The organism is Citrobacter sp. B72 (genome assembly GCF_016894305.1).
GTDB lineage: Bacteria > Pseudomonadota > Gammaproteobacteria > Enterobacterales > Enterobacteriaceae > Citrobacter > Citrobacter portucalensis.
Window position 1 is genome coordinate 3,036,901 of the sequence record NZ_CP069801.1, and the last position, 25,351, is coordinate 3,062,251.

At 53.3% G+C, this 25,351-nt stretch carries 24 protein-coding genes, 1 tRNA gene and 2 other RNA genes; 8 read left to right on the forward strand and 19 right to left on the reverse strand.

Annotation, left to right across the window (positions count from 1 at the left end; all coding sequences use genetic code 11):
* On the forward strand, positions 1 to 834 hold the full coding sequence (gene csgG, locus JQN59_RS14545; RefSeq protein ID WP_008784335.1) for a curli production assembly/transport protein CsgG: 834 nt from the start codon (positions 1 to 3) through the stop codon (positions 832 to 834).
* 46 nt (positions 835 to 880) lie between these two features.
* Here csgG and JQN59_RS14550 read toward each other — a convergent pair whose 3' ends face one another.
* The 4 genes from JQN59_RS14550 to ghrA form a co-directional block, all read right to left on the reverse strand.
* Positions 881 to 1,363, reverse strand: coding sequence for a DUF1097 domain-containing protein (locus JQN59_RS14550; protein WP_032934412.1), 483 nt, complete (start codon positions 1,361 to 1,363; stop codon positions 881 to 883).
* A 101-nt stretch (positions 1,364 to 1,464) separates the two neighbouring features.
* Positions 1,465 to 2,019 (reverse strand): TorD/DmsD family molecular chaperone, encoded by a 555-nt coding sequence (locus JQN59_RS14555; protein WP_003832084.1) that lies wholly within the window; start codon positions 2,017 to 2,019, stop codon positions 1,465 to 1,467.
* A gap of 23 nt (positions 2,020 to 2,042) precedes the next feature.
* A complete protein-coding gene (locus tag JQN59_RS14560; protein WP_008784332.1) occupies positions 2,043 to 2,780 on the reverse strand; it encodes a phosphatase in 738 nt (245 codons plus the stop codon).
* A 209-nt stretch (positions 2,781 to 2,989) separates the two neighbouring features.
* Positions 2,990 to 3,928 carry a glyoxylate/hydroxypyruvate reductase GhrA gene (ghrA, locus tag JQN59_RS14565; RefSeq protein ID WP_057067489.1) on the reverse strand — a complete coding sequence of 313 codons (939 nt, stop codon included), beginning with the start codon at positions 3,926 to 3,928 and terminating at the stop codon, positions 2,990 to 2,992.
* Between the two features lie 236 nt (positions 3,929 to 4,164).
* Between ghrA and JQN59_RS14570 the strand changes: the two genes are divergently transcribed.
* The 3 genes from JQN59_RS14570 to JQN59_RS14580 all read left to right on the forward strand — a co-directional run bounded on the left by JQN59_RS14570 (position 4,165) and on the right by JQN59_RS14580 (position 4,797).
* Positions 4,165 to 4,252, forward strand: a tRNA-Ser gene (locus JQN59_RS14570).
* Between the two features lie 227 nt (positions 4,253 to 4,479).
* A non-coding RNA gene (locus JQN59_RS14575) (RtT sRNA) lies at positions 4,480 to 4,616 on the forward strand.
* Between the two features lie 44 nt (positions 4,617 to 4,660).
* A non-coding RNA gene (locus JQN59_RS14580) (RtT sRNA) lies at positions 4,661 to 4,797 on the forward strand.
* Between the two features lie 143 nt (positions 4,798 to 4,940).
* Here JQN59_RS14580 and phoH read toward each other — a convergent pair.
* From phoH to putP, 6 genes are all read right to left on the reverse strand, one after another.
* Positions 4,941 to 5,729, reverse strand: coding sequence for a phosphate starvation-inducible protein PhoH (gene phoH / locus JQN59_RS14585; RefSeq protein ID WP_032942942.1), 789 nt, complete (start codon positions 5,727 to 5,729; stop codon positions 4,941 to 4,943).
* Complete coding sequence (locus JQN59_RS14590) at positions 5,708 to 6,004, reverse strand: hypothetical protein (protein ID WP_172111178.1); 297 nt, start codon at positions 6,002 to 6,004, stop codon at positions 5,708 to 5,710. The genes phoH and JQN59_RS14590 overlap by 22 nt, the downstream gene beginning before the upstream one ends.
* 247 nt (positions 6,005 to 6,251) lie before the next feature.
* On the reverse strand, positions 6,252 to 7,535 hold the full coding sequence (efeB, locus tag JQN59_RS14595; RefSeq protein ID WP_032942941.1) for an iron uptake transporter deferrochelatase/peroxidase subunit: 1,284 nt from the start codon (positions 7,533 to 7,535) through the stop codon (positions 6,252 to 6,254).
* 5 nt (positions 7,536 to 7,540) lie between these two features.
* A complete protein-coding gene (efeO, locus tag JQN59_RS14600) occupies positions 7,541 to 8,668 on the reverse strand; it encodes an iron uptake system protein EfeO (protein WP_008784327.1) in 1,128 nt (375 codons plus the stop codon).
* Between the two features lie 58 nt (positions 8,669 to 8,726).
* Positions 8,727 to 9,560 carry an iron uptake transporter permease EfeU gene (gene efeU, locus JQN59_RS14605; RefSeq protein WP_003036041.1) on the reverse strand — a complete coding sequence of 278 codons (834 nt, stop codon included), beginning with the start codon at positions 9,558 to 9,560 and terminating at the stop codon, positions 8,727 to 8,729.
* Between the two features lie 213 nt (positions 9,561 to 9,773).
* The gene (gene putP / locus JQN59_RS14610) at positions 9,774 to 11,282 is read right to left on the reverse strand and encodes a sodium/proline symporter PutP (RefSeq protein ID WP_032942939.1); all 1,509 of its coding nucleotides are present in this window, start codon (positions 11,280 to 11,282) and stop codon (positions 9,774 to 9,776) included.
* Between the two features lie 422 nt (positions 11,283 to 11,704).
* On the opposite strand from putP, the gene putA reads away from it, so the two are divergent.
* Both putA and JQN59_RS14620 read left to right on the forward strand, forming a co-directional pair.
* A complete protein-coding gene (gene putA / locus JQN59_RS14615; RefSeq protein ID WP_136391706.1) occupies positions 11,705 to 15,667 on the forward strand; it encodes a trifunctional transcriptional regulator/proline dehydrogenase/L-glutamate gamma-semialdehyde dehydrogenase in 3,963 nt (1,320 codons plus the stop codon).
* Positions 15,668 to 15,726: 59 nt separating this feature from the next.
* Complete coding sequence (locus tag JQN59_RS14620; RefSeq protein ID WP_008784323.1) at positions 15,727 to 16,122, forward strand: lysozyme inhibitor LprI family protein; 396 nt, start codon at positions 15,727 to 15,729, stop codon at positions 16,120 to 16,122.
* Here JQN59_RS14620 and rutR read toward each other — a convergent pair.
* The 3 genes from rutR to JQN59_RS14635 all read right to left on the reverse strand — a co-directional run bounded on the left by rutR (position 16,119) and on the right by JQN59_RS14635 (position 18,065).
* Entirely contained in the window at positions 16,119 to 16,757 is a 639-nt protein-coding gene (rutR, locus tag JQN59_RS14625) for an HTH-type transcriptional regulator RutR (RefSeq protein WP_003036026.1), read from the reverse strand. The two genes, JQN59_RS14620 and rutR, sit on opposite strands and share 4 nt — an antisense overlap.
* Before the next feature lie 58 nt (positions 16,758 to 16,815).
* On the reverse strand, positions 16,816 to 17,730 hold the full coding sequence (locus tag JQN59_RS14630; RefSeq protein ID WP_149607827.1) for a DMT family transporter: 915 nt from the start codon (positions 17,728 to 17,730) through the stop codon (positions 16,816 to 16,818).
* 161 nt (positions 17,731 to 17,891) lie between these two features.
* A complete protein-coding gene (locus tag JQN59_RS14635; protein ID WP_003036022.1) occupies positions 17,892 to 18,065 on the reverse strand; it encodes a general stress protein in 174 nt (57 codons plus the stop codon).
* A gap of 386 nt (positions 18,066 to 18,451) precedes the next feature.
* Here JQN59_RS14635 and wrbA point away from each other — a divergent pair, with 386 nt between their 5' ends.
* Together wrbA and JQN59_RS14645 are read left to right on the forward strand one after the other, a co-directional pair.
* Positions 18,452 to 19,048 carry an NAD(P)H:quinone oxidoreductase gene (gene wrbA, locus JQN59_RS14640; protein WP_048227001.1) on the forward strand — a complete coding sequence of 199 codons (597 nt, stop codon included), beginning with the start codon at positions 18,452 to 18,454 and terminating at the stop codon, positions 19,046 to 19,048.
* 20 nt (positions 19,049 to 19,068) lie between these two features.
* Positions 19,069 to 19,296, forward strand: a complete 228-nt coding sequence (locus JQN59_RS14645) for a YccJ family protein (protein ID WP_003036015.1) — start codon at positions 19,069 to 19,071, stop codon at positions 19,294 to 19,296.
* A 37-nt stretch (positions 19,297 to 19,333) separates the two neighbouring features.
* On the opposite strand, the gene agp is transcribed toward JQN59_RS14645, so the two are convergent.
* The 6 genes from agp to JQN59_RS14675 form a co-directional block, all read right to left on the reverse strand.
* Positions 19,334 to 20,575 (reverse strand): bifunctional glucose-1-phosphatase/inositol phosphatase, encoded by a 1,242-nt coding sequence (gene agp, locus JQN59_RS14650; RefSeq protein ID WP_128317626.1) that lies wholly within the window; start codon positions 20,573 to 20,575, stop codon positions 19,334 to 19,336.
* Positions 20,576 to 20,662: 87 nt separating this feature from the next.
* A complete protein-coding gene (locus JQN59_RS14655) occupies positions 20,663 to 21,370 on the reverse strand; it encodes an ArsR/SmtB family transcription factor (RefSeq protein ID WP_149607828.1) in 708 nt (235 codons plus the stop codon).
* Positions 21,371 to 21,439: 69 nt separating this feature from the next.
* Positions 21,440 to 22,195 carry a sulfite exporter TauE/SafE family protein gene (locus JQN59_RS14660; RefSeq protein WP_149607829.1) on the reverse strand — a complete coding sequence of 252 codons (756 nt, stop codon included), beginning with the start codon at positions 22,193 to 22,195 and terminating at the stop codon, positions 21,440 to 21,442.
* Between the two features lie 134 nt (positions 22,196 to 22,329).
* On the reverse strand, positions 22,330 to 22,836 hold the full coding sequence (locus tag JQN59_RS14665) for a protein disulfide oxidoreductase (protein WP_048214488.1): 507 nt from the start codon (positions 22,834 to 22,836) through the stop codon (positions 22,330 to 22,332).
* Positions 22,826 to 23,449 (reverse strand): DsbA family protein, encoded by a 624-nt coding sequence (locus JQN59_RS14670; RefSeq protein ID WP_008784317.1) that lies wholly within the window; start codon positions 23,447 to 23,449, stop codon positions 22,826 to 22,828. The genes JQN59_RS14665 and JQN59_RS14670 overlap by 11 nt, the downstream gene beginning before the upstream one ends.
* Positions 23,446 to 25,326, reverse strand: coding sequence for a cytochrome c biogenesis protein CcdA (locus JQN59_RS14675; protein ID WP_204528084.1), 1,881 nt, complete (start codon positions 25,324 to 25,326; stop codon positions 23,446 to 23,448). The genes JQN59_RS14670 and JQN59_RS14675 overlap by 4 nt, the downstream gene beginning before the upstream one ends.
* Positions 25,327 to 25,351 lie beyond the last annotated feature (25 nt).

Genomic DNA, 25,351 nt, shown 5'->3' on the forward strand with positions numbered 1-25,351 from the left:
ATGCAGCGTTTACTTATCATGGTGGCAGTAATTTTACTCAGCGGATGTTTAACAGCTCCGCCTCAAGAAGCCGCTAAGCCGACATTAATGCCCCGAGCCCAAAGCTATAAAGACTTGACGCATCTGCCTATGCCTACAGGTAAGATCTTTGTGTCGGTATACAACATTCAGGATGAGACTGGCCAATTTAAACCTTACCCGGCAAGTAACTTCTCAACCGCCGTCCCGCAAAGCGCCACGGCTATGCTTGTCACCGCATTGAAAGATTCTCGTTGGTTCATCCCACTGGAACGTCAGGGGTTACAGAACTTGCTTAACGAACGCAAAATCATTCGTGCAGCTCAGGAAAACGGTACGGTTGCGATTAATAACCGGATCCCGCTACAGTCCCTGACCGCGGCAAACGTCATGGTGGAAGGATCAATTATCGGTTATGAAAGCAACGTTAAATCGGGTGGTGTCGGTGCACGTTATTTTGGTATTGGCGCCGATACGCAATACCAGCTCGACCAGATAGCGGTAAACCTGCGCGTAGTTAACGTCAGCACCGGTGAGATCCTGTCGTCAGTGAATACCAGTAAAACCATTCTGTCTTATGAAGTACAGGCTGGGGTGTTCCGCTTTATTGACTACCAGCGTCTGTTGGAAGGTGAAATTGGCTACACCTCTAACGAACCGGTTATGCTTTGTCTGATGTCAGCGATTGAAACGGGCGTTATCTTCCTGATTAATGACGGCATCGATCGCGGATTGTGGGATTTGCAGGATAAGAAACAAGTTGATAATGACATCCTGGTTAAATACCGTCATATGTCGGTACCGCCAGAATCCTGATGGGTCTATACAGCATAAAAAGCGTGAGGAAAACCCTCACGCTTTTTTATTTACTGGTCAGCGTCGACGATATTCTATTTTCACGGCGAGATGCCAGCCACAGACCACTGTTTTTCATTGCATAGCCGAATACGAGGCCCAGTGCCAGTGACGGTACAACCAGTCGCCAGTCGCCCTGCCCTGCAAATGTTGCACATGCGCCAATGAACGTGCCCGGTACAAATGAAAGCAGCCATTGCTTTGCCTGGATACACATCAGAAACGCGACAATTCCTGTCATGACATAACCAATAATGTCCATATGCGGAGCAAGCGCACTACCGTTAATAATCACCAACGCCCACACCACACCGCTTAGCAGCGTACACGCCGAGATCCACAGTCCTTTTAACCCACCTTGCGGGCAGGCGAAATAAGCCGTGCAACCCAGAAAGCCAGCCCAACTGAGTAAACCAAGAGAAACGGCCACCCATCCCCAGATCCCGGAGAGAATGCCCGTTGTGATTGCAATTGAGAGAAGTATGTTCATGCCGCGCATCTTAGCAGAAAAACGGCATGGTAATGAGATCGCGCACACAATTTATGCAAGCTTATAAATTGAGTTGCACTTTTAAGTGACGTAGGTCACATTTATTCGTCTGTATCTTCCTGCAATTCGTCCCACATCGCACCAATGGCATCACGCGTCAGCGGTGCTATCGTACGCCAGAAAGGCGTGTTCGCGTGCGCTTCAACTTTACCAAGGAACGTACCGCACCAGGGCAGCAAGTAGTCTACAAACAAGGTTTCAAGCGCCTCACTTTCATCTTCCGCAGACTGGTCCTCAAGCCATGAAGCCGCCAGCAACAGCGTACCAATGTGATCTGCCGGTGTATCAGCAAGCGGCATGCCCCGGGCTGAAAGAAATGCACGAACATCGGATTCTTTCGCCCCTTCTACCCAGGCACTACGATAAGGCGGCACTGCACACTCGTCACCGACAAACAGCGCGTTGTAATCTGCAGCCAACTGGGGCATATCGCAGCTCTTCTGTAAACGGGTGAGCAGTTCGTCCTGTTCCAGCGGCCAGTTGGCGGACAGTTTACCTTCACTAATCAGGGTAAACAGGGGAACCAGTAAAGGGTCCTGCGGTTGGCGGTAAAACAGCGAGCCCAGTACACGACACAGGATAGAAAACTCGTTCATTGATATATTCCAGTTAGTAACAATTACAGTTCAGCAAATTCCGCGATCGGCTCCATGCCTCGCGATTCCAGAAACGCCAATAGACGTTTAGGTGTGACGTTTAAAATTCTGTCTTCAGGGAAATTAACATCATCCAGGATTTTACGGCATTCGCCAAATTCTCCCAGCGTGAAAGCGGTATGTGAATCCGACCCTAACGCCACCCATCCACCAGCATCACGCACAGCCGCAGCAACCGCACGGCAATTATCCTCACTGCCCTTACGCGAATGCAAAAACGAAGAGTTATTGATTTCCAGTGCAACCTGGTACTTTGCCGCCGCCTGCGCAATTGCTTTAATATCAACAGGATATTTGGGATTTCCCGGATGACTTATGATGTGCACATTACCGCTGGCCATCGTAGCTATCATTGCCTGGGTATTGGTGTCTTTATCGTGAGGTGCAAAAACCGGCTCATGGAAGCCCGCAATAATGAGGTCCAGGGAGGTAAACATCGGACCTGAACAGTCAATTTCACCTTCAATATTCTTAATATTGGCTTCTATTCCGCGCAGGATCCCCACGCCATCCACGACACGTGGCCAAATACGCATATTGATAAAGTGCCAGTGGTGAGGCGCATCCGCCATGTCCGGTCCATGATCGGTAATGGCAAATAGCTTGATGCCTTTGCGACGAGCTTCCGCGATGTAATCACTTAAGGTGCTGTAGGCGTGGGTGCTGGCGACGGTATGCATATGCAGGTCAACGGGATACATAACTCTCTCCTGTAGTCATTTTCCGTCAAGGATAGCAGGTATCGCCGCCATTAATACCCTAAAATTCGAGTCGCAGGCAGGTGGCAAGGGAGTGATACCTGAATCACTTACTTACGTAGGTGATTCAGGTGAACAACCGTAGCCAACGCACATGCAGCTTGAAGTATGACGGGTATTTTAGCTGAAACCCGGTACTTGCCGGGTTACCATCAATATCCCCGAACGCGATTGACCTGACCTGTTACGACTTGCCCGCTCTCCAGGTTCATAATCGTGCGGGAGATATAGTCCACCGCTTCTGCCGGACGGGTAACTGCGGCAATATGTGGCGTCATCGCCACACGCGGATGTTTCCATAATGGGCTGTTTTCTGGCAGCGGTTCACGACTATAAACATCCAGCATGGCCCCCTTCACCTTGCCGCTTTCCAGCGATGCCAGAAGATCGTCTTCATTGAGATGAACACCGCGTGCAAGGTTCAGCACGTAGGCGCCATCCTGCAATTGGCTAAGTAAATCAGCGTTAATAATGCCTACGGTTTCTGCCGTATTAGGCAGAAGGTTGATCAGCACGCGAGTTTGACTCAAAAACGCGCCCAGTTCCTCAGTACCGGCGAAGCTTTCCACGCCAGACCAGGATTTACGCGTACGACTCCAGCAGCGCAGTGGGAATCCCCATGCCTGCAGGCTTTCGGCAACTTTTGCGCCCAATACCCCAGCCCCCATGATCCCGACGGTAAACTCCTCGCGAGTATATTCTGGCAACGGCTGCCATTTCGCCTGATTTTTCAATGCTTGATAATCATCAAAGCGACGAAACCAGTGCAGCACCTGACTGACAGCATATTCCTGCATTTGCAGGCCCATACCCGTATCTTCCAGACGGAAAAGCGGGATCGACGCATCCAACATTTCCGGATGAGCATTGAGTTTACTGAGAATAGAATCGACACCCGCTCCCAGCGCAAATACGGCTTTTAATTTTCGTCCTGCGAGCATTTCAACCGGCGGATGCCAGACCAGCGCATAGTCAGCATGTGCATTATCACCCGCTTTCCACTCACGTACGTTCGCACCAGGTATTGCCTTTGCCAACGCATTAATCCACCAGGTCGTATCGAATGTTGGGTGATAGAAAATTATATCCATATTGTCTCCTGAACATTGTTGTGCGGAACTTTCTCGCACTTATTATCATCATTTTTCGAGGGAACATCAGAGTAGCAAATTTTAGGATGCTGGCAAAAAAAACAATTCCCGCTTATTTATGCTCCATGTTGCTTGAAGTTTGTGTAAATGCACATTTTTTTCAAAAAGTTGATTGACGGCGGGGCGGTGTTTCCCCTACATTAGCGCCCGTTCCGGTAGCACAGGAACAACAATATGGTGAGGTGTCCGAGTGGCTGAAGGAGCACGCCTGGAAAGTGTGTATACGGCAACGTATCGGGGGTTCGAATCCCCCCCTCACCGCCATATTTTAAGAAGAGCTCGTACGAAAGTACGGGCTTTTTTTTCGCATGTTGCACATCTACGGGGGGATGAGAAGCCCCGACCGGGGTTCGACTACTGGCGCAGCCAGTTGGACAGACCGGGAGCGCAGCGAACGGGCTGCCCCGCAGGGGCGAGCAAAGCGAGTCAATCCCCCCCTCACCGCCGTATTTTAAGAAGAGCTCGTACGCAAGTACGGGCTTTTTTTTCGCATGTTGCACATCTGCGGGGAGATGAGAAGCCCCGACCGGGGTTCGACTGCTGGCGCAGCCAGCTGGACAGACCGCGAACGGAGTGAGTGGGCTGCCCGAAGGGCGAGCGAAGCGAGTCAATCCCCCCCTCACCGCCATATTTTAAGAAGAGCTCGTACGAAAGTACGGGCTTTTTTTTCGCATGTTGCACATCTACGGGGGGATGAGAAGCCCCGACCGGGGTTCGACTGCTGGCGCAGCCAGCTGGACAGACCGCGAACGGAGTGAGTGGGCTGCCCGAAGGGCGAGCGAAGCGAGTCAATCCCCCCCTCACCCCCATATTTTAAGAAGAGCTCGTACGAAAGTACGGGCTTTTTTTCGCATGTTGCACATCTACGGGGGGGATGAGAAGCCCCGACCGGTCATGTACTGGCGTCAAACAACAAAGCCCGGTTTCCCGGGCCTTGAAGACGGAGTACTTATCAGTTGTAAGCGTTGAGCGTCCGCTGACAGAGCGCAGAGCGGACGCAATCGTCTTTATTGAAACGAACAATCCCAACCATCTCATCTTCTTCGAAACGGGCCAGCGCATCGCTAAGCCCTGAGCGAACGTGGGCTGGTAGATCGCACTGGGTCACATCCCCATTCACAATCACCGTCACATTCTCCCCGAGGCGGGTCAAAAACATCTTCATTTGCGCAGCAGTGACGTTCTGAGCCTCGTCAAGAATGACCACTGCATTTTCAAAGGTACGTCCACGCATATAGGCGAACGGCGCGATTTCCACCTTACCAATCTCAGGTCGCAGGCAATATTGCATGAAGGAGGCTCCCAGCCGTTTGACAAGCACGTCATACACGGGGCGAAAATAGGGAGCAAACTTCTCGGAAACATCTCCAGGTAAGAAGCCGAGGTCTTCATCAGCTTGCAGAACTGGACGGGTTACAATGATCCTGTCCACATCTTTATGGATCAGGGCCTCTGCTGCTTTTGCCGCGCTGATCCAGGTTTTACCACACCCGGCTTCACCGGTGGCGAAGATCAGCTGTTTACTCTCGATAGCATTCAGGTAGTGCGCCTGAGCTTCATTCCGCGCCGTGATTGGCGAGGCGTCGCGACTGTCACGCGCCATACCAATCGTTTCTACGCCGCCCATCTGCACAAGCGAGGTGACCGATTCATCTTCACGTTGCTTATGGCTACGCGAATCCCGCCTCAGCACACGTTTTGCTTCACGACGAGCTTTGATCACTGCTTTTTGTCTTCCCATGGATAGCACCTTGAGTTGTAGGTATACATCACACGCGCCGTTGGCGGCACGATTATGCGCACGAACATCTGAGGGTTGGCTTCCTTGTAAGCCATTGCTTGCTTTCGGATAAGACGCCACGCACAGCTACGCGCACCGTACAGGGCGTCAGTTGCGAAGATAAGAAGTGAATGAGAGAGAGATTTAGCGGTGACGAGGAGGCTACCGGAAGAGAAACGTCCGCGTAAGGTACTGCTGTTACTGTGAAAAACGTGTCCAATACAGGACTTTTCCATTCGCGATCTCCATAGTGAATGACAATCACCGCCGGGAACTACCGCTATTACTTATAAGTACATCATAACCTTTCGCTAATGCAACAATATTTTTACTTGTTGTTAACTTAAATTCTATCTTATCACCAGAGACAGTCTCTTGCAGAAAGATGACAGAATTATTTCAGTCGCATACCGATCATAAAAAATAGTTTGTTCCTTCATCAAGATGTCAGGAAAAACCCCGCTGTACTGCGGGGCATAATCATCAGGCTTCAAGCAGAGACTGTCCCAGATAATTATCTGCAGTTTTAACACCCGGCAAAGCAAAGAAATATCCCCCACCAATCGGTTTGACATATTCTTCCAGCGCTTCACCGTTCAGACGTTTCTGCACTGTCAAAAAACCTTTTTCCAGATCGTGTTGATAGCAGACAAACAACAGCCCCATATCCAGTTGACCGGAATTAGTCACACCGAGCGAATAACTGTAGCCACGACGCATCATCAGGCTGGAGTCGGTCTCTTTCGTACGCGGATTTGCGAGACGGATATGGCTGTCGAGCGCAATCACCTCGCCTTCAGGATCCCTGGCATAGTCAGGCACATCATGCTCATGCTGCATACCCAGCGGTGCGCCGGTGTGTTTATCGCGACCAAAAATCGTTTGCTGCTCTTTCAGCGGCGTACGATCCCAGAACTCAACGCGAAACTGAATGAGCCTGACGGCCTGATAGCTTCCGCCTTGTGCCCAGGCAGGCTCGCCCTGCCCGTCCGTAACCCACACCACGTCTTGCATCAACTTCGCATCCGTAGCGTCCGGATTCGCGGTGCCGTCTTTAAAGCCAAGCAAATTGACCGGGGTCTCTTTGCCTTTACTGCGTGCGGCGTGGTCGGAAATAAAACCTTCACGTTTCCAGCGCACGCTAAGGAGATCGGGCGTATGTTTAATGATATCGCGCAACGCGTGGATGACGGTGTCCTGGGTGTTGGCACAAATCTGCAGCAGCACATCGCCATGGCACAGCGCCGCATCCAGCGAATCATTCGGGAAACGGGTCATTTTTTGCAGCTTTTTCGGCATCTGCGATTTCAGTCCATAGCGTTCATCAAACAGCGAGGAGCCGACTGACAACGTCATCGTCAGGTTGTCTGGCGCAATGTATGCGCCGAGGATACCTGAATCCATAGGGGGGAGACGCGGATTCGGCGTATCCGGCGCCGGTCCACCGGTGGTCAGAAACGCAAATCGGCTGGTCAGCAACCGGAATAAACGCTCAAGATCGGCCTTATCGCTGGCGAGAACATCGAACGCCACCAGCATCATTGATGCCTGCTGCGGCGTCAGGATCCCCGCCTGATGCTGACCATAAAACGGCTGCGCTTCACTACGTGCATCCGGAGACAACGTGCCCGGCGCGCTTTGTGGTTTTTGCGCGTGGGCAACCGGACACCCACCCGCCAGCGCCAGCGCCCCACCCAGGGCGCCCATCCCTTTCAGTAAACGTCGGCGTGACGGTTCGCTCACGCCGTTTTCATTATCTTGCTGCATAGTGCTTAATCCAGACCCAGAACACCGCGTAATTGCGACAAATCTTCTGCCAGCGTCGTGATTGGCCCTTTCAGTGCATTACGATCGGCGTCAGTCAGTTTGTCATAGGTTTCAAAGCCGTCTTTGGTACGGTACTTGCTCAGAATGGTATCGACCTTTTTGAAGTTCGCATCCACCTTCGCAAGCAGTTCAGCATTGGATTTTTGCAACTGAGGACGCAAGAGATCGACAATTTTCTGCGCACCATCGACGTTAGCCTGGAAATCCCACAGATCGGTATGGCTATAGCGATCTTCTTCCCCACTGATTTTGCTGGCAGCAACTTCTTCAATCAGTCCTGCTGCCCCGCCAACAACTTTAGACGGTGGGAAAGCCAGCTCGCTAATACGCGTTTGCAGGTCAAGAACATCGCTGTTTAATTGGTCGGCGTACTTATCCATACCTTTGGTGGTATTGTCGCCAAACAGCGCTTTCTCCAGGCGGTGGAAGCCGGTGAATTTAGGATCGGCGGCTTTTTGTTCGTAATCATCTTCCCGCGCATCGATGCTGCCGTCGAGATCGGAGAACAGTTCAGCAATCGGTTCAATACGCTCATAATGCTGACGGGTTGGCGCATACAGCGATTTCGCTTTTTCCAGATCGCCTGCCTTAATCGCATCGGTAAAGGCTTTAGTGCCCGCAACCAACTGCGCGGTTTCGGCTGTCACATAGGCTTTGTATTCGGTAATCGCGCCGCTCAGACTCAGCAGAGCCTCGCTTTGCGCGGCATCCGCCGTTGCGCTACCTTTTACGATCAGTTTGCCTTTCGGGTTAGTCAACAGACCGCAGGTCATATCATATTCGCCAGGCTGGAGGTTAGCGGTCATTTTCTGGCTAAAGCCTGGTGCAATGTTTTCGCGCTCTTCAACCACCATAACGCCTTTGAGGATCTCCCACTCCAGCGCTTTCTGGCTATGGTTCTGGATGATGAACTGCGTTTTCCCGGCATTAACCGTGATAGTCATCGGTTCACATTGTTTGTCGTTAACCGTGACTTTCACCTGCGGAATATCGGCAGCTTGTGCATTAAAAGCGGAGGCAAACAGCGCGGCGATACCTAGCTGCAGCGCACTACGGCGAAAATTAAACGTCATAACCTATCCCTATAAATAAGTATGTTGTAACTAAAAAGTATTCTGCATCGCGTTTTTATCAAGGTGCGGTACGCGATGCCGTAGTGCCTGAACGCGGCGGTAACGCAAACATAATTAACGCCGGAATCAGGTAGATAAACCAGACAGCGACTTCACTAACGCTTGGCGCTTCCTGATAGCCGAAAATGCCTTCCATCAATGTGCCAAACAGTGAATGCGTCGACAGCACACTGCTCAGGTCAAACGCCACATCCTGAAAATGATTCCACAACCCGGCTTCGTGGAAAGCGCGGATTGCCCCAGCGGCAAGACCGGCAGCCACCAGCAAAATGAACAGGCTGGTCCATTTAAAGAATGCCCCGAGGTTGAGGCGAATGCCGCCGAGGTAAATCAGGTAACCCAGTACCACCGCGGTAGCCAGTCCCAGCATCGCGCCTAACGGCGGCCAGATACCTACATCCTGCTGGAATGCTGCCAGCAGGAAGAACACCGACTCCAGCCCTTCACGGGCAACAGCAAAAAAGACCATCATCACCAGCGCCCAGCCGTGATGGTTGCCGCGTTGCAACGCGTTATCGACAGCCTGTTCAAGCTGGACTTTGACGTTGCGCGAAACTTTACGCATCCAGAACACCATCCAGGTGAGGATCACCACGGCAATGACCGCCACGATGCCTTCAAACAGCTCCTGTTCTTTTTGCGGAAATTCACCGGTGGTTTCGTTGATGAAAATCCCTAACGCCAGGCATAACGCCGCCGCCAGCAGAACACCAATCCACATCACACCAATCCATCGACCACGCTGAGTCCGTTTCAGATAGCTGGCAATCAGGCTGACAATCAGCGCGGCCTCTAACCCTTCGCGCAACATAATTAGAAATGGAACAAACATGCGAAGAACCCTTAAACGTTATTCTCAGTCAATTGATGAAAAGAAAAGTAAATTACAGTGATAGTGATTATCATTACAGCAAAGAAAAACTCAAGCAGAATGTTTTGAGAATGATGACTTAATGTAAACAGTTAGGCGGGTAACGGTTACGGCAGGTTTACAACGGAAGCAATAAAAAAGCCCGCTCGCGGCGGGCTTGAAGACAGAGGCAGATTATTCTGCCTGTAAACGCGATGGCGGAGCTGAGTGATAATGCGCATCAGCCTCGGCAAAACGTTGCTGCATAGCAGTTGAAGGCGCTTTACCCAACAGGCTGAAGACCACAATACCGATGCTGCCGAAAACAAAGCCCGGGATGATTTCATACAGACCCAGCCAGGCAAACTGCTTCCAGACGATTACCGTCACCGCACCGATGATCATCCCTGCCAGCGCGCCGTTGCGGGTCATACGCGACCACATTACGGAGAACAGGACTACCGGACCAAACGCAGCGCCGAAGCCCGCCCAGGCGTAGCTTACCAGACCAAGTACACGGTTCTCCGGGTTCGCCGCCAGCGCGATAGACACCAGCGCCACGACCAACACCATGATGCGGCCAATCCACACCAACTCTTTCTGGCTGGCATTTTTACGCAGGAACGCTTTGTACAAATCTTCGGTGATTGCGCTGGAGCACACCAGCAGCTGGCAGCTCAGGGTCGACATAACCGCAGCGAGGATCGCAGACAGCAGGATACCGGCAATCCACGGGTTGAACAGGATTTGCGCCAGTTCAATAAACACACGCTCGGCGTTCTGGTTAACGGCACCGGCAAGCTGTGGGTTGTTGTTAAAGTAAGCAATACCAAAGAAGCCCACGGCCACAGCACCTGCCAGACACAGAATCATCCAGGCCATGCTAATGCGGCGAGCATGAACGATGCTATGGTGGGAATCTGCAGCCATAAAGCGCGCCAGAATATGCGGCTGACCAAAGTAGCCCAGACCCCAGCCCATCAGGGAAATAATGGCAACAAAATTCAGCCCTTTGAACATGTCCACGTTCTCAATGCTCTTTTGTTTAATCACTTCCAGCGAATCGTCGAATCCACCCACGCCAATGACTACCATCACCGGCGTCAGGATCAGAGCAAAGATCATCAGGCTGGCCTGGACGGTATCGGTCCAGCTAACCGCCAGGAAACCACCAATAAAGGTATAAATGATCGTCGCGGCCGCGCCCGCCCACAGTGCTGTTTCGTAGCTCATGCCAAAGGTGCTTTCAAACAGACGTGCCCCTGCCACAATACCGGAAGCACAATAGATGGTGAAAAACAGCAGAATAACCAGCGCGGAGATAATACGCAGAATTCGGCTTTTATCTTCAAAGCGACCGGTAAAGTAATCCGGTAACGTCAGCGCATTGTTATTGTATTCGGTGTGTACGCGTAAACGTCCGGCCACCAGTTTCCAGTTGATCCAGGCGCCCAAAATAAGGCCGATGGCGATCCAGCTTTCTGAAATCCCCGACAGGAAAATCGCGCCAGGCAGACCCATCAGCAACCAGCCGCTCATGTCAGATGCCCCGGCGGATAACGCGGTCACGAATGGACCCAGACTCCGTCCACCCAGAATGTAATCGTCAAAGTTTTTGGTTGAACGCCATGCAATAAACCCTATCAATATCATGCCGAAAATATAGACACAGAATGTCACTAACATCGGTGTGCTAATAGCCATCAAAACTCTCCAAAATTATGTATCAGCAATGCCGTGGCTTGCCGTTTTATTACCCTGCCGGAACGTGGCAAAGATATCTATGTTGACCAGGGCGACCGTATCCTGCCGGAAGCGATGGTTATTCACAATCGATTTAACACACCATTTACATCAAATTTGATCCAGAGTAGATAGCATTTTTCTGTAGGTTGCACTCTCTCACACTTTTTCCGGTTGCACCTTTTAAAAGTGTTAACTACCGCAGAGAAAAAGATTCTGTAATTTTTACAGCCCACATCATAAGACTCATATTTATTAACATCTCATTCATTTCCAAGCTTGCAAACCAAGTCACATTTAACACGGTTGCACAAAGTTGCAACATAGTGGATATTTCTCGGTAACTATCAGACCCGTATTTCAGTACAACAGGAGTAAACGGCATGGGAACCACCACGATGGGGGTTAAACTGGATGACGCCACTCGCGAGCGTATTAAAACAGCAGCATCACGAATCGATCGCACGCCACATTGGCTGATCAAGCAAGCCATCTTTAATTATCTCGAAAGACTGGAAAATGACGACGCGCTTCCTGAACTGCCGGCCCTGCTGGCGGGTGCCGCGAATGAGGGTGAGGAGTCAACCACGCCGCAGAATGAAGCGCATCAGCCTTTCCTGGAATTTGCCGAACAGATCCTGCCGCAGTCAGTTTCCCGCGCAGCAATCACCGCCGCGTACCGCCGAGCCGAAACCGATGCTGTGCCGATGCTGATGGAGCAGGCTCGTCTGCCGCAACCCATCGCGGAGCAAGCGCACAAGCTGGCGTACGATCTGGCTGACAAACTGCGTAACCAAAAGACCGCCAGCGGCCGCGCCGGGATGGTACAGGGTTTATTGCAGGAATTCTCACTTTCTTCGCAGGAAGGGGTCGCGCTGATGTGCCTGGCCGAAGCCCTGCTGCGTATTCCAGATAAGGCAACCCGCGATGCGTTGATCCGCGACAAAATCAGCAACGGCAACTGGCAGTCGCACATTGGACGCAGCCCGTCCCTGTTCGTCAACGCGGCGACCTGGGGGCTGTTGTTTACCGGTCGTCTGGTTTCTACGCATAATGAAGCCAGCCTCTCACGCTCACTCAACCGTATTATCGGCAAGAGCGGTGAACCACTGGTGCGTAAAGGCGTCGACATGGCGATGCGCCTGATGGGCGAACAGTTCGTCACCGGAGAGACTATCGCCGAAGCGCTGGCTAACGCCCGTAAACTGGAAGAAAAAGGTTTCCGCTACTCTTACGACATGCTGGGCGAAGCAGCTCTGACTGCCGCCGATGCCCAGGCTTATATGGTTTCGTACCAACAGGCAATCCACGCCATTGGTAAAGCCTCAAATGGTCGCGGCATCTATGAAGGGCCGGGCATTTCTATCAAGCTGTCGGCGCTGCATCCGCGTTATAGCCGCGCGCAGTATGACCGCGTGATGGATGAACTCTATCCGCGTCTGAAGTCGCTTACTCTGCTGGCCCGCCAGTACGACATCGGTATCAATATCGATGCTGAAGAGGCCGATCGACTGGAGATCTCCCTCGATCTGCTGGAAAAACTGTGCTTTGAACCTGAACTGGCGGGCTGGAACGGTATCGGCTTTGTTATTCAGGCCTACCAGAAGCGCTGCCCGTATGTTATCGACTACCTGATTGATCTCGCCACGCGCAGCCGTCGTCGCCTGATGATCCGTCTGGTTAAGGGCGCCTACTGGGATAGCGAAATCAAACGTGCCCAGATGGATGGCCTGGAAGGTTATCCGGTCTATACCCGTAAGGTCTACACCGACGTTTCCTATCTGGCCTGTGCGAAAAAACTGCTTGCGGTACCGAATCTGATCTACCCGCAGTTCGCCACCCACAACGCCCATACGCTGGCGGCGATTTATCAGTTGGCCGGTCAAAACTATTATCCAGGCCAGTACGAGTTCCAGTGCCTGCACGGTATGGGCGAACCGCTGTATGAGCAGGTCACCGGTAAAGTTGCCGATGGCAAGCTGAACCGTCCATGCCGTATTTATGCGCCGGTAGGTACACACGAAACCCTGCTGGCATACCTGGTGCGTCGTCTGCTGGAAAACGGTGCCAACACCTCGTTCGTCAACCGCATTGCAGACACTACCCTGCCGCTGGATGAACTGGTAGCCGATCCGGTCGAAGCCGTTGAAAAACTGGCGCAGCAGGAAGGCCAGGCTGGTCTGCCACATCCGAAGATTGCCCTGCCGCGTGACCTGTACGGTAAAGGCCGCGAAAACTCAGGCGGACTGGATTTAGCGAACGAACATCGTCTGGCCTCACTGTCCTCCGCCCTGCTCAACAGCGCGCTGCAAAAATGGCACGCTAAACCGATGCTCGAACATCCGGTTGCTGACGGTGAAATGACCCCAGTCGTCAACCCGGCCGAACCGAAAGACATTGTCGGTTACGTGCGTGAAGCAACCCACAGCGAAGTGGAACAGGCACTGCAGAACGCGGTAAATAACGCGCCGATCTGGTTCGCCACACCGCCACAAGAGCGCGCCGCTATTTTGCATCGCGCCGCCGTTCTGATGGAAGGCCAGATGCAGCAGTTAATTGGCATTCTGGTGCGCGAAGCGGGCAAAACCTTCAGCAACGCCATTGCGGAAGTGCGCGAAGCGGTAGACTTCCTGCACTATTATGCCGGTCAGGTCCGCGATGACTTCGATAATGAAACCCATCGTCCGTTAGGGCCGGTGGTCTGTATCAGCCCCTGGAACTTCCCGCTGGCCATTTTCACCGGGCAGATTGCCGCTGCGCTGGCGGCGGGCAACAGCGTGTTGGCAAAACCCGCGGAACAAACTCCGCTGATTGCCGCCCAGGGTATTGCCATTTTACTCGAAGCAGGTGTGCCGCCAGGCGTGGTGCAACTGTTGCCTGGTCAAGGTGAAACGGTCGGGGCACAGCTCACTTCCGATGAGCGCGTACGCGGCGTCATGTTTACTGGCTCAACGGAAGTCGCCACGCTGTTGCAACGTAATATCGCGACCCGCCTGGATGCTCAGGGGCGTCCAATCCCGCTTATCGCCGAAACCGGCGGGATGAACGCCATGATCGTCGACTCTTCTGCGTTAACGGAACAGGTTGTGGTCGATGTTCTGGCTTCTGCCTTTGACAGCGCCGGACAGCGCTGCTCCGCGCTTCGCGTCCTGTGTCTGCAGGACGATGTCGCCGACCATACGCTGAAAATGCTGCGTGGCGCGATGGCGGAATGCCGCATGGGTAACCCGGGCCGCCTGACCACCGATATTGGACCGGTAATCGATGAAGAAGCCAAAGCCAATATTGAGCGCCATATTCAGGCCATGCGCGCCAAAGGGCGTCCGGTGTTCCAGGCCGTGCGCGAAAACAGCGACGATGCGCGTGAATGGCAAACCGGTACCTTTATCGCGCCGACGCTTATCGAGCTGGAAAGCTTCGACGAATTGCAAAAAGAGGTGTTCGGTCCGGTACTGCACGTTGTGCGTTACACCCGCAACAATCTGGGCAGTCTGATTGAGCAAATTAATGCCTCCGGCTATGGCCTGACGCTGGGCGTGCACACCCGTATCGATGAAACCATCGCCCAGGTCACGGGTTCGGCACATGTGGGGAACCTGTATGTTAACCGCAATATGGTCGGCGCCGTCGTCGGAGTGCAGCCATTCGGTGGTGAAGGCTTGTCAGGAACCGGGCCAAAAGCGGGTGGACCGCTGTATCTGTACCGCCTGCTGGCAAACCGTCCGGAAAATGCGTTAGGCATTACGCTTGCCCGTCAGGATGCCGAATACCCTGTCGATGCACAGCTTAAAACGGCGCTCGTTCAGCCGCTGCAAGCGCTTAGCGAATGGGCAACCGATCGTCCAGCACTGCGTGCGCTCTGCCAGCAGTTTGGTGAACTGGCGCAGGCCGGAACGCAACGCCTGCTGCCAGGACCCACCGGCGAGCGCAATACCTGGACGCTGTTGCCGCGCGAACGCGTGCTGTGTATCGCCGATGATGAACAGGATGCGCTGGTACAGGTTGCCGCTGTAACTTCCGTTGGTAGCTTAATCCTGTGGCCAGATGATACATTCCATCGCGACCTAGCAAAACGCCTGCCAGCAGTAGTTTCCGGGCGCATCCAGTTTGCCAAAGCGGACAACATCACTACACAGCCGTTTGATGCGGTTATATTCCACGGTGATTCCGATCAGCTTCGCGCACTGTGTGAAGCGGTGGCGGCCCGCGAAGGGGCGATTGTGTCGGTCCAGGGCTTTGCCCGCGGCGAAAGCAATATCCTGCTGGAAAGGTTGTATATTGAGCGCTCCCTGAGCGTCAATACCGCCGCAGCTGGGGGGAACGCCAGCCTGATGACAATCGGCTAAGGTTGTGGTTAATTAAGGCTCCGGTAACGGGGCCTTTTTTTATGAAGCCAGAGGGAAGCATGAAACGAATCGTACTGACATGTGCAGCGCTGCTGCTGAGCGGCCAGGCGCTGGCGGATGACTGCGCCAACGCGAACACGCAGATTGAGATGAACACCTGTGCGGCAGAGCAGTATAAAGCGGCCGACGCCAAACTTAATGAAACTTATCAGAATGCGCTGAAGCGCGCCGCCCCAACCCAGCGCGATTTACTGAAAAAAGCGCAAGTATCCTGGATAACTTTGCGCGATGCGGACTGTGCGTTAATCAGTTCTGGCACTGAAGGCGGTAGCGTTCAGGCGATGATTTCCAGCCAGTGCCTGACGGATAAGACCAACGAGCGCGAAGCGTTTCTCGCCTCGCTCTTGCAGTGTGAAGAAGGCGATTTAAGCTGCCCGTTACCGCCGGCCAGTTAACGCACGCGGATCCCTTCAATAATCATCCGCTGTACGCTCTCCACCGTTTGGTTAAAAAAGGCTTCATCACGCAGCGTTGCGCCCGTCACCGCCTCTACCTGTGGGGCAAAATCGGCGTAGTGCTGAGTTGAAGCCCAAATCATAAAAATCAGATGATGCGGATCGACCGGAGCCAGTTTTCCGCTTTTGATCCAACCGGCAATCAGCGCGGATTTCTCATCAATTAGCGTTTTGAGATCCCCCTCCAGTTCTGCCATCAATAAAGGCGCTCCGGCCAGCATCTCCATACAAAACAGCCGTGAGGCCTGAGGGTAATCGCGCGACACTTCCAGCTTAAGGCGAATGTATTCTTTAATGGCCACCAGCGGCGCAAAGTCTTCGCGAAAAGCTTTCAATGGAGCCAGCCAGATGTCGAGGATCTGCCGTAAAACGGCGATATAAAGCACCTCTTTTGACGGGTAGTAATAAAGTAGATTGGTTTTTGACACGCCCGCCTGCTCTGCCACCTGCTCCAGGCGCGTGCCGTGGATCCCATATTGGGAGAAGATATTTAATGCCGCGGTTAAGATGGCCTGGCGTTTTGCACTGACGGCCTGCGAGCGCTTACCTGTTTTTTTCTCTGCGCGTTGGACCATGCGCCCTCTCCTTCTTGTGAGGGCGTCAGCATACCAAATCACGCGGTGAATGGTTAAATTAAAGCGATTCCGGCGGCGCCTCTTGTCCAAGCGATTTTTTCTTTTTGAACTTCAGCTCGCTGACCAGTACGCCAACAATAATGAATGCCGCACCAAGCAATGCAAGTAGCGGTAAGCGTTCACCCGCCAGACGGCCAAAGATCCCCGCCCACACCGGTTCACCGGTATAAATAACCGTCGCGCGCGTCGGCGAAACGCTGCGCTGCGCCCAGTTCATGGTGACCTGAATAATCGCGCTAAAAATCCCCAGCCCCAGCGCCACCACCAGCAATCCGGTAGACATTGGTGGTACGGTCTCTCCGGCCGGTCCCATCGCCATAAAGGCCACTATCGAAGCGGTTGCCAGTTGCACTACCGTTACCCGACGTACATCCACTTTTCCCGCCCACGCGCTAATCAGGATAATTTCTGCCGCAATCGCCACCGCACCGGCGAGCGTGATCCACTCGCCTTCGCCTAAAGCCAGTAAATAGCCTCCCGGTCCGGCAAGAAAAATCAATCCGATAAAGGCCAGCACAATGCCGACGCACGGCATCAGACCTGGCATGCGTCCCAGACACAACCATTGTAAAAGCGGCACCAACGGTACGTACATCGCGGTAATAAACGCCGATTTACTGCTGGGAATAAACTGTAACCCCCAGGTTTGCAGACTATAACCCAGCGCAATTGCGATACCGATTGCAACCCCTGCTTTAACTTCCAGCCACGTCAGCTTATGCAGTGTGTGTAACGACAAAAGCGCGACCGCCAGCGCGGCAGTGGCAAAACGCACACCGACAAAGAAAAAAGGGCCGCTCAGGGTAACGGCATATTGCACCGCCAAAAACGTGCCACCCCAGAACATGGTGATCACAATGAGGATCGCTTCCTGAGGTTTAACAGAGAAGGAATAACGAGAAAGTAATGACATGAGACACCCGATTAACTGAATGTCATTAGTCTGCGTTGCGTTTTGTTACAGTTCAACCTTGCAGACAAAAAAAACCGCCGGAAAGACCCGGCGGCGGTGGCTACGTAACGTCTGTCTCTGACTCTCAGCCGTCACGACATATCTGACAGATAGCCCGACAATTACGATTTGTTGTTGCCGTGACTATTTTTGCCCCCTTTTTTGCCTGCCTCTGAAGCGCGTTGCGGGTCATTCTTGAAGTTGCCCCCGCTGTGCTGGCCACCTTTTCGACCTGCTTCTGATGCTCTTTCGCGGTCTTCCGCAAAGTTGCCGGAACCGCCCCGATGGTTTGCCATTACTGACCTCCGTCATTGATTAGACATCATATTGCATAGGTACTGAGGAGTGATACCTCACGCAGCGTTACGGGCGAGGCCCTGAAAATAACTGCGTGGGAATAAGCATAGTGAAGTGTGGCCAGGGCAGACGCTAACTGTAATATCCTGCAACAGGATCAGGAGTGACAAAGAAATAATCACCATAAGAAATCAATAAGTCTTTCTTATGACTACCGAATTCTACCCGGTTAAATATGTATCATTTTGCTACAAAGCAGGTTGTTATAAAAATTGTTATAAATCAAAGAAGTGATTGTGAAATTTGCACTCCTGACAGTACGTCATATCTTTAAAGGTAGGTAGCGAATCGCTACGGACACGGTTAACTCGAGGAGTAGTGTAAAATGGCAAAAGTTCTGGTGCTTTATTATTCTATGTACGGACACATTGAAACTATGGCCCACGCAGTCGCAGAAGGCGCAAATAAGGTAGATGGCGCGGAGGTGATTATTAAGCGTGTACCAGAGACCATGCAGCCCGAGATTTTCCTTAAGGCTGGCGGCAAAACACAAAACGCACCAGTCGCAACCCCGCAAGAACTGGCTGATTACGACGCCATCATTTTTGGTACCCCCACGCGCTTTGGTAATATGTCCGGTCAGATGCGTACCTTCCTCGACCAGACTGGCGGGCTGTGGGCCTCTGGCGGCCTGTACGGCAAACTCGCCAGCGTATTCAGCTCAACGGGAACCGGCGGCGGTCAGGAACAAACCATTACATCAACCTGGACTACGCTTGCCCACCATGGGATGGTGATTGTACCTATCGGTTACGCGGCGCAAGAGCTGTTTGATGTCTCTCAAGTTCGCGGCGGTACCCCTTACGGTGCAACCACCATTGCCGGAGGCGACGGCTCCCGCCAGCCAACTCAGGAAGAATTATCTATCGCCCGCTATCAGGGTGAATATGTCGCAGGTCTGGCAGTAAAACTCAACGGCTAATCTTCAACAGGAGGATTCGAATGCCAACTCAAGAAGCGAAAGCCCATCGCGTCGGCGAATGGGCAAGTCTGCGCAATACATCGCCGGAAATAGCCGAAGCCATTTTTGAAGTCGCACATTATGACGAGAAACTGGCGGAAAAAATTTGGGAAGAAGGTAGCGATGAGGTACTCATCAAAGCCTTTGAAAAAACAGACAAAGATTCGCTCTTTTGGGGTGAACAGACTATCGAACGCAAAAACGTCTAGCGCGCTGACTCCCCCGCGAACACGGGGGAGTTTTCTTTTACTTAGCCGCCTCATTCAGCACGCTATCAAACTTATCTATCGGGCAAAAACCATCTGCATCTATCGGACATCCTTTCAGCTCCAGCGTTACGCGCTGCGCCGGAGATTTCAGCGTCAGAACGTCTGCATTACGCAACTGCTGCGAGCTCTGATACACATACTCGATTTTCATCAGATCACGATTTGCATTGCTGTCATGCCAGCGCTGGAAGACAATCTTCCCGCCAATCGGCGTACGCTCGTTCTGATCGTGAAGCTGGTACGGTTTAAAATCCAGCGCGGTGAGCAGCGAAGCGATATTTGAATCATGCCCCACCAGCACGGTTATTTTCGGTGCTTTCGCGCGTTCAGTAACCAGCGCATTATCAATATATTTCACCAGTGGTTTGGCGACGTTCTGCGCCACTTCCGGGGAGGTGAACAGGCTATCCTGATAGCCGTTTTTCAGCTTCGACAGAACCTTCCACTGCTGATCCGATTTAATCTCGCCCCAGGCAACCTTGTCCATCGGGAAGCCTTCGTAAAATTGCAGCGTGAAGGCATCAACCAACGAATTTCCCACCTTCAGCGGCCCCGAAACGCCTGGCTCCTGCTGGTACTTCGCGCTAAACGTATCTTTGGCATCGGTCAGGGAACACTGCTGTTTTTCTTTGCAGGACGGAGAGTCTTTGTAGTCGGTCATTTGCTCAAGCAACTGATAGCTATCGTTGAGCTGCATTTTGCTGCGCTCTTTCTCCATGGCCTGAACGGCCTGCTGGCTGAAGGCGGCGGAATCATCGGTGATCACCGGGTTAAAGGTGGGATCCATGGTGCCCATTTTTTCCTGATGATGGACCGGAACATCGCAACCAGGGAAAGCACCGGTAACAAAGAACTGCGCCGTGGCGACCGTACGCTGCAGACTGTTAGCATAGGTATAGACCGTGTTCGGTGCCGGGCATTCGCCCGATTTCACCATCCCCTGCTCTGCCAGCCACTCTCGCATGTAGTGGCCCATATAAATTTCCAGCACACCGCCCTTGGTAGTGAGTTGCCCACCGGGGACATCCCATTCTGGCCATTGTTTGGGGGTGGACTGTTCAAGAACGCTGCCATTATTGGCTAAAGGTGCGCGTAAGTTATGCCGACTCATCATCAATACTTGCTGAAGCTGATAGCCTTCCGGCGCGGTCTGCGCCTGCGCGGCGGTTGACAATAAGACCGCCCCTGCCACGGCTGTGGCGATTAACGATTTATTCATCCCTACGACCTCTTGTTGTTATCAATCACAACAGAGTGTGACAGAAATATGACATATTTCCGGGAACGCTTTCGCAAAACAGACCATCTAGCCTGTCGTTTTAACACCAAACTCGGTTTCGAGTTTACGAATGCCAAGAGGTGTGAAGATGACATGGCGGCTGCCCTGTTCGGTTTTTATCCATCGCTGTTCACTGAACCAGCGCAGCAGCGTTGCGCCAAGCACCCCACCAGGATGATAACGTCGTTCGCTCCAGTCCAGACAACCGCAGGTTAACTTCCGCCGGGATGAGCCAGCCGCCAGGACAATCCCCATCTGTGCCAGCTTTTCCTGGCCAAGAGGAGTCAGCGTTTCACCATCCGGCGTTAACCACTGACGGGAAACTAGCGTATCGAACAACCTCACCGCGACCTCTCCGGCGAGATGGTCGTAGCAGGTGCGGGCATGCCGCAAACCTGGCGGTGTAGTGATTCTGCGGGGCGTTGATGTCGCCCACGCAACGCCCATCAGGCGTTCCAGCAGTTCAGCGATATCGGAACCTGCAAGGCGAAAATAACGATGTCTGCCCTGCGCCAACGCGACAACAAAACGTTGTTCGCACAGACGCGCCAGATGCGCGCTGGCGGTCGACGCGGATATATCCGCCACCGCGCTGAGCTCAGTTGCAGTCCAGGCGCAGCCATCCATTAGGGCGCACAACATACGTGAGCGCGATTTATCGGCCATCACTGCCGCAGTGAGTGCCATTTTCGACTCCAGATCGCCCTCTTCTTCATGTAACATCACGGATGCCATAACGACCTCATTGGCCCTGAATCTCTGAATTAACGATGCCATGAAAGTCGCGCAAAGTCACCGCACCGGTCACACAGCACGTAGCATCATCTCTGTACCCAACCCGACCAGACAAAACAGAAAACAGCGTTTAAACACGAGCGGAGAAATAACCCTTCGCACACGGGTACCTATCCATTGGCCAATCAGCGCAGGAACAATGGCCAAAGCCGACAAACTTAACGATTGTATGGGCAGCGAGTTGTGCCACCACAGACCCAGCGCCAATGCCAGAGTCGAAAAGGTAAAAGAGATCCCGAGCGCCTGTACCAGTTCATCTTTCTCAAAGCCGAGGGACTGGATCCAGGGCACGGCGGGCATCACAAACACCCCGGTTCCGCCGGTCAATAAGCCGGTCACAAATCCAATAACGAGGGAGTACGGTTTTTCACGCCGCGGGGCCACCGCGATTTTCTTTCCCGCCAGCGTCCAGATAGCGTAGGCCACCAGCGCTACGCCGAGTGCAAACTGAGTTCGGGTGGTGTCACCACCGGTAATCCAGGCGCTGGCAAGCAGTGTCGCCACCACTACTGTCAGCAGCATTGGCCACAGTCGTTTGAGTAATTGGCGTGTATTTCCACCACCGCCAAACTGGAACAAATTGCTTATCAGCGAAGGCAATAACAGCATGGCCGCCGCGGCAACTGGCGAAATAAGCGATCCGAGGATCCCCATAGCCACGGTAGGTAACCCCATACCCGTAACGCCTTTCACCATCCCGGCGAGGACAAATGTGGCGGCAATCATCACCACCAGGGCGGGTCCAAACGCTAAAGAACTCGTCATGTTGCACTTTCCTGGAAAAGAGAAGATGACTGATTCTGGACGTTAATCACTGTGTTTGCTTCGTCAGGCAACGAAATATGCCTTCCTGGGGAGGGCGACGCCATAAAAAATGCCGGGTTTCCCCGGCACATTTATCAGAACGTTTTCGCCCACCACAACCGAAGTTTCATGCCCCAGTAGCTGGTCCAGCCGCTGGTGGTTGATACTACCCGACCTTGTGACATCACCACCAGCGTGGGCGTGACGCTGATTGCCCAACTGCGGGAAATGGCCCCGTTCGCATCATTGATGACCGGAAAGTCCACGCCTTTACGCGACAGCCAGCGAGATACCTCAGCTTCATTTCCGGAACGTAACGCAATGGTCATCACATTTTCCCCTTCCGAACGCAGCCTGGCGACTTCCGGCGTCGTGAAGCGGCATACGCCGCACCAGCTAGCCCAGAAATAAAGCAACACCGGCTCGTCTTTGCTGAGCGCCGCCAGCGTGACGGTTTCACCATCCAGTGTTTGTAAAGGCGTGCTGTCAAAGGAGGCAGGGAGCTGCGGCGCGCGCCAGGCATCCATCAGCAGCATTGCCCCCGCCAACAGCGCCAGTAAGATCAGCCCTTCGCGCAACCAGCGGCGCAGTTTACTGAGCATTGGCCGCCGCCAGTTTTTCTTTTACCACTTCCTCAAGGGTTTCCCACGGCACCGCGCCGGGAATAAGTTCATCACCAATAATCGTTGCCGGGGTTCCCTGCACCCCCACCAGTCGCGCCAGTTGCAGGTTAGTGCTCAGCGTTTCAGCACTTTGGGCGTCCAGCGTCACCGGACTGGCCCCCGCTTTTTCCTGCGCCTGTTTGATACTGACGTCGGTATGGTAGCCCTTCTTCTGCATCAATTTTTCATGTAATGCCAGGGACTGTTGCGGATGCTCATGCCATGTCGTCAGCACAGTCCGCGCCGCCAGTTCCGAACTTTCACCTTTAAACGGCAGCGGTTTAATCACCACCGCCACGTCAGGATATTTCTGCACAATTTTTTCCAGCATTGGATCCAACTGCTTGCAGTATGGGCAGTTGTAATCGGTGAAGTTTATCAGGGTCAGTTTCGCCTGCTTCGCGCCAATCCGCGGGCTGTTAGGATCGTTAAACAAGGCTTCCTGAATTAATGCTTCAATTTGCTTTTCCTGTTCCGGGGTAAACGGCGCAGGCTCTTTCGCGATACTGACGGCAGAAAACAGGGTTAACAGCAGAACAATCATCATTTTCATGGGGTTACTCCTTTGGCATCATTCAACGTTTGCAGTACCGCATCGCGGGTTAACAACGTGGGTAACGCCTGGCCATCCGGCAGACCGGGGCCATAAATTTGGTTATACGGCACAGCAACCTGGCCGCGTTTTTTTAGAAATTCGGTAATAGCTTCAGAAGGGAGTGTCCAGTCGCCGCGCAGCGCCACCACATCCGGCTGTTGCAATGCGGCCTGTACGTCTTCTTTATGCAACACGTTGTATTTGTTTACCTTACAGGTGATGCACCAGTCGGCTGTGACGTCAATGAACACGCGCTTATGTTGCGCCAGCGCATCCTCAATCGCCTGCTCGCTTAGCGGTTGCCAGTTCACGCTTTCTTTAGCGCTACTTTGTCCGCTAAACCCTAAGTGTGGGAGCAGCAACGTCGCAAGCCAGATAGCCGAACCCAGCATCATCACGCCAAGCAGACGTCGCAAAATATTCATCCACCGCCCTGGCCGCGGCAAACGCAGCGCCAGACCGGGACGCAGGGCCACCAGCAGCCACGGTAAGCTCATCCCCAGCCCAAGTGCGATAAACAATCCCCACAACGTCGGCAGCGAAGCGGTCAATGCTACCGCCACCGCCGTTCCCAGAAACGGGGCACTGCACGGCGTGGCAAGCAGTGTCGCAAATGCACCTTGCCAGAAATGTCCCGACAGTCCGTTGCCGCCGTGAGTCGCCAGCGTGGTGGTCATCGCAGAAGGGAGTCGGAATTCAAACCACCCGAACAGGCTGGCGCTGAACGTCAGCATCACTAGCACCATGACACCAATGAACCACGGATTCTGAAACTGGATCCCCCAGCCAAGGGCCTGATTGGTTAAACGCAGCACCGTCATCAATAGCGCCAGAGCCATAAACGAGACCAGTATTCCGGCTACCGATGCGAGGAACTGACGACGGATCTGGCGACGACTTTTTTCCTCGACCAGCAAAATAGATCCCAGCTTCATGCCCAGAACCGGTAACACACAAGGCATCAGATTGAGGATCAAACCACCCAGCAGTGCCATGAGCACCACTTGCCACAGTGGGAGTGAGGCGTTCTCAACAACCGGGGCTTCGCCAATCGCAAGACGACTCTCCTGGGCAACACCGTTATCGGCCAGCACCAGCGTGACTGACTTACCACGCAGATCCGGCGCGCCTTCTCCCCAACTGTCATGTACAGGTACCGTAGCGCGTAACGTCTCCCCCGCAACATGAATTTGCGGCATGCCAAAATCCGCATCATCAACAGCATCCAGATACAGCCCTGGTTCAGTCCAGCCTCCCGCACGGCGAGCCTCGACGACTAACTCTCCCGCCCGTGCGCCAGCGCTCAGAGCATCGGTCAGGCCGCTGGCAAGTGGGATCTGTCCCATCGCCTGAGCATAGTCATGTGCAAAAGTCGGGTCCTGGGCTGTGGGCATCACGGAAAAAGGAAAATCCGTCAACAGGCAAACGTTGCTACAGGTGGATAGCGTCAAAACGCCGCTAAGCGTGGCGGGCGCTCTACCGCGCACCACCATCGGGAACGTCACCTTATCGTGATACCCTTGGGTAGTGATATTGGCGACCTCAAAACGAGCAAGGGTTGGCCAGAACCAGTCGACCGCGGGCATTTCCCCTTTCCAGGCGATAGCAGGCGCAACGCCCCCCTCGCCCGGAGAACGCCAGTAGGTTTTCCAGCCGTCCTCCAGTTTGACATCCAGCAGCAGACGGGTTTCACCGCCAGCGGACGTATCAGCGCGTAACCGCACGCTGGCGTGATCGTTATCGGGTGAACGCAGCCAGCCGGGTTCAGCCGCCCAGGATACGGGCAGCCATAGCAATAACAGACAGAGCAGTGCCTGCCTGAAAACAGTCATCATAGTTTTTCTCCGTGAATAATTATCT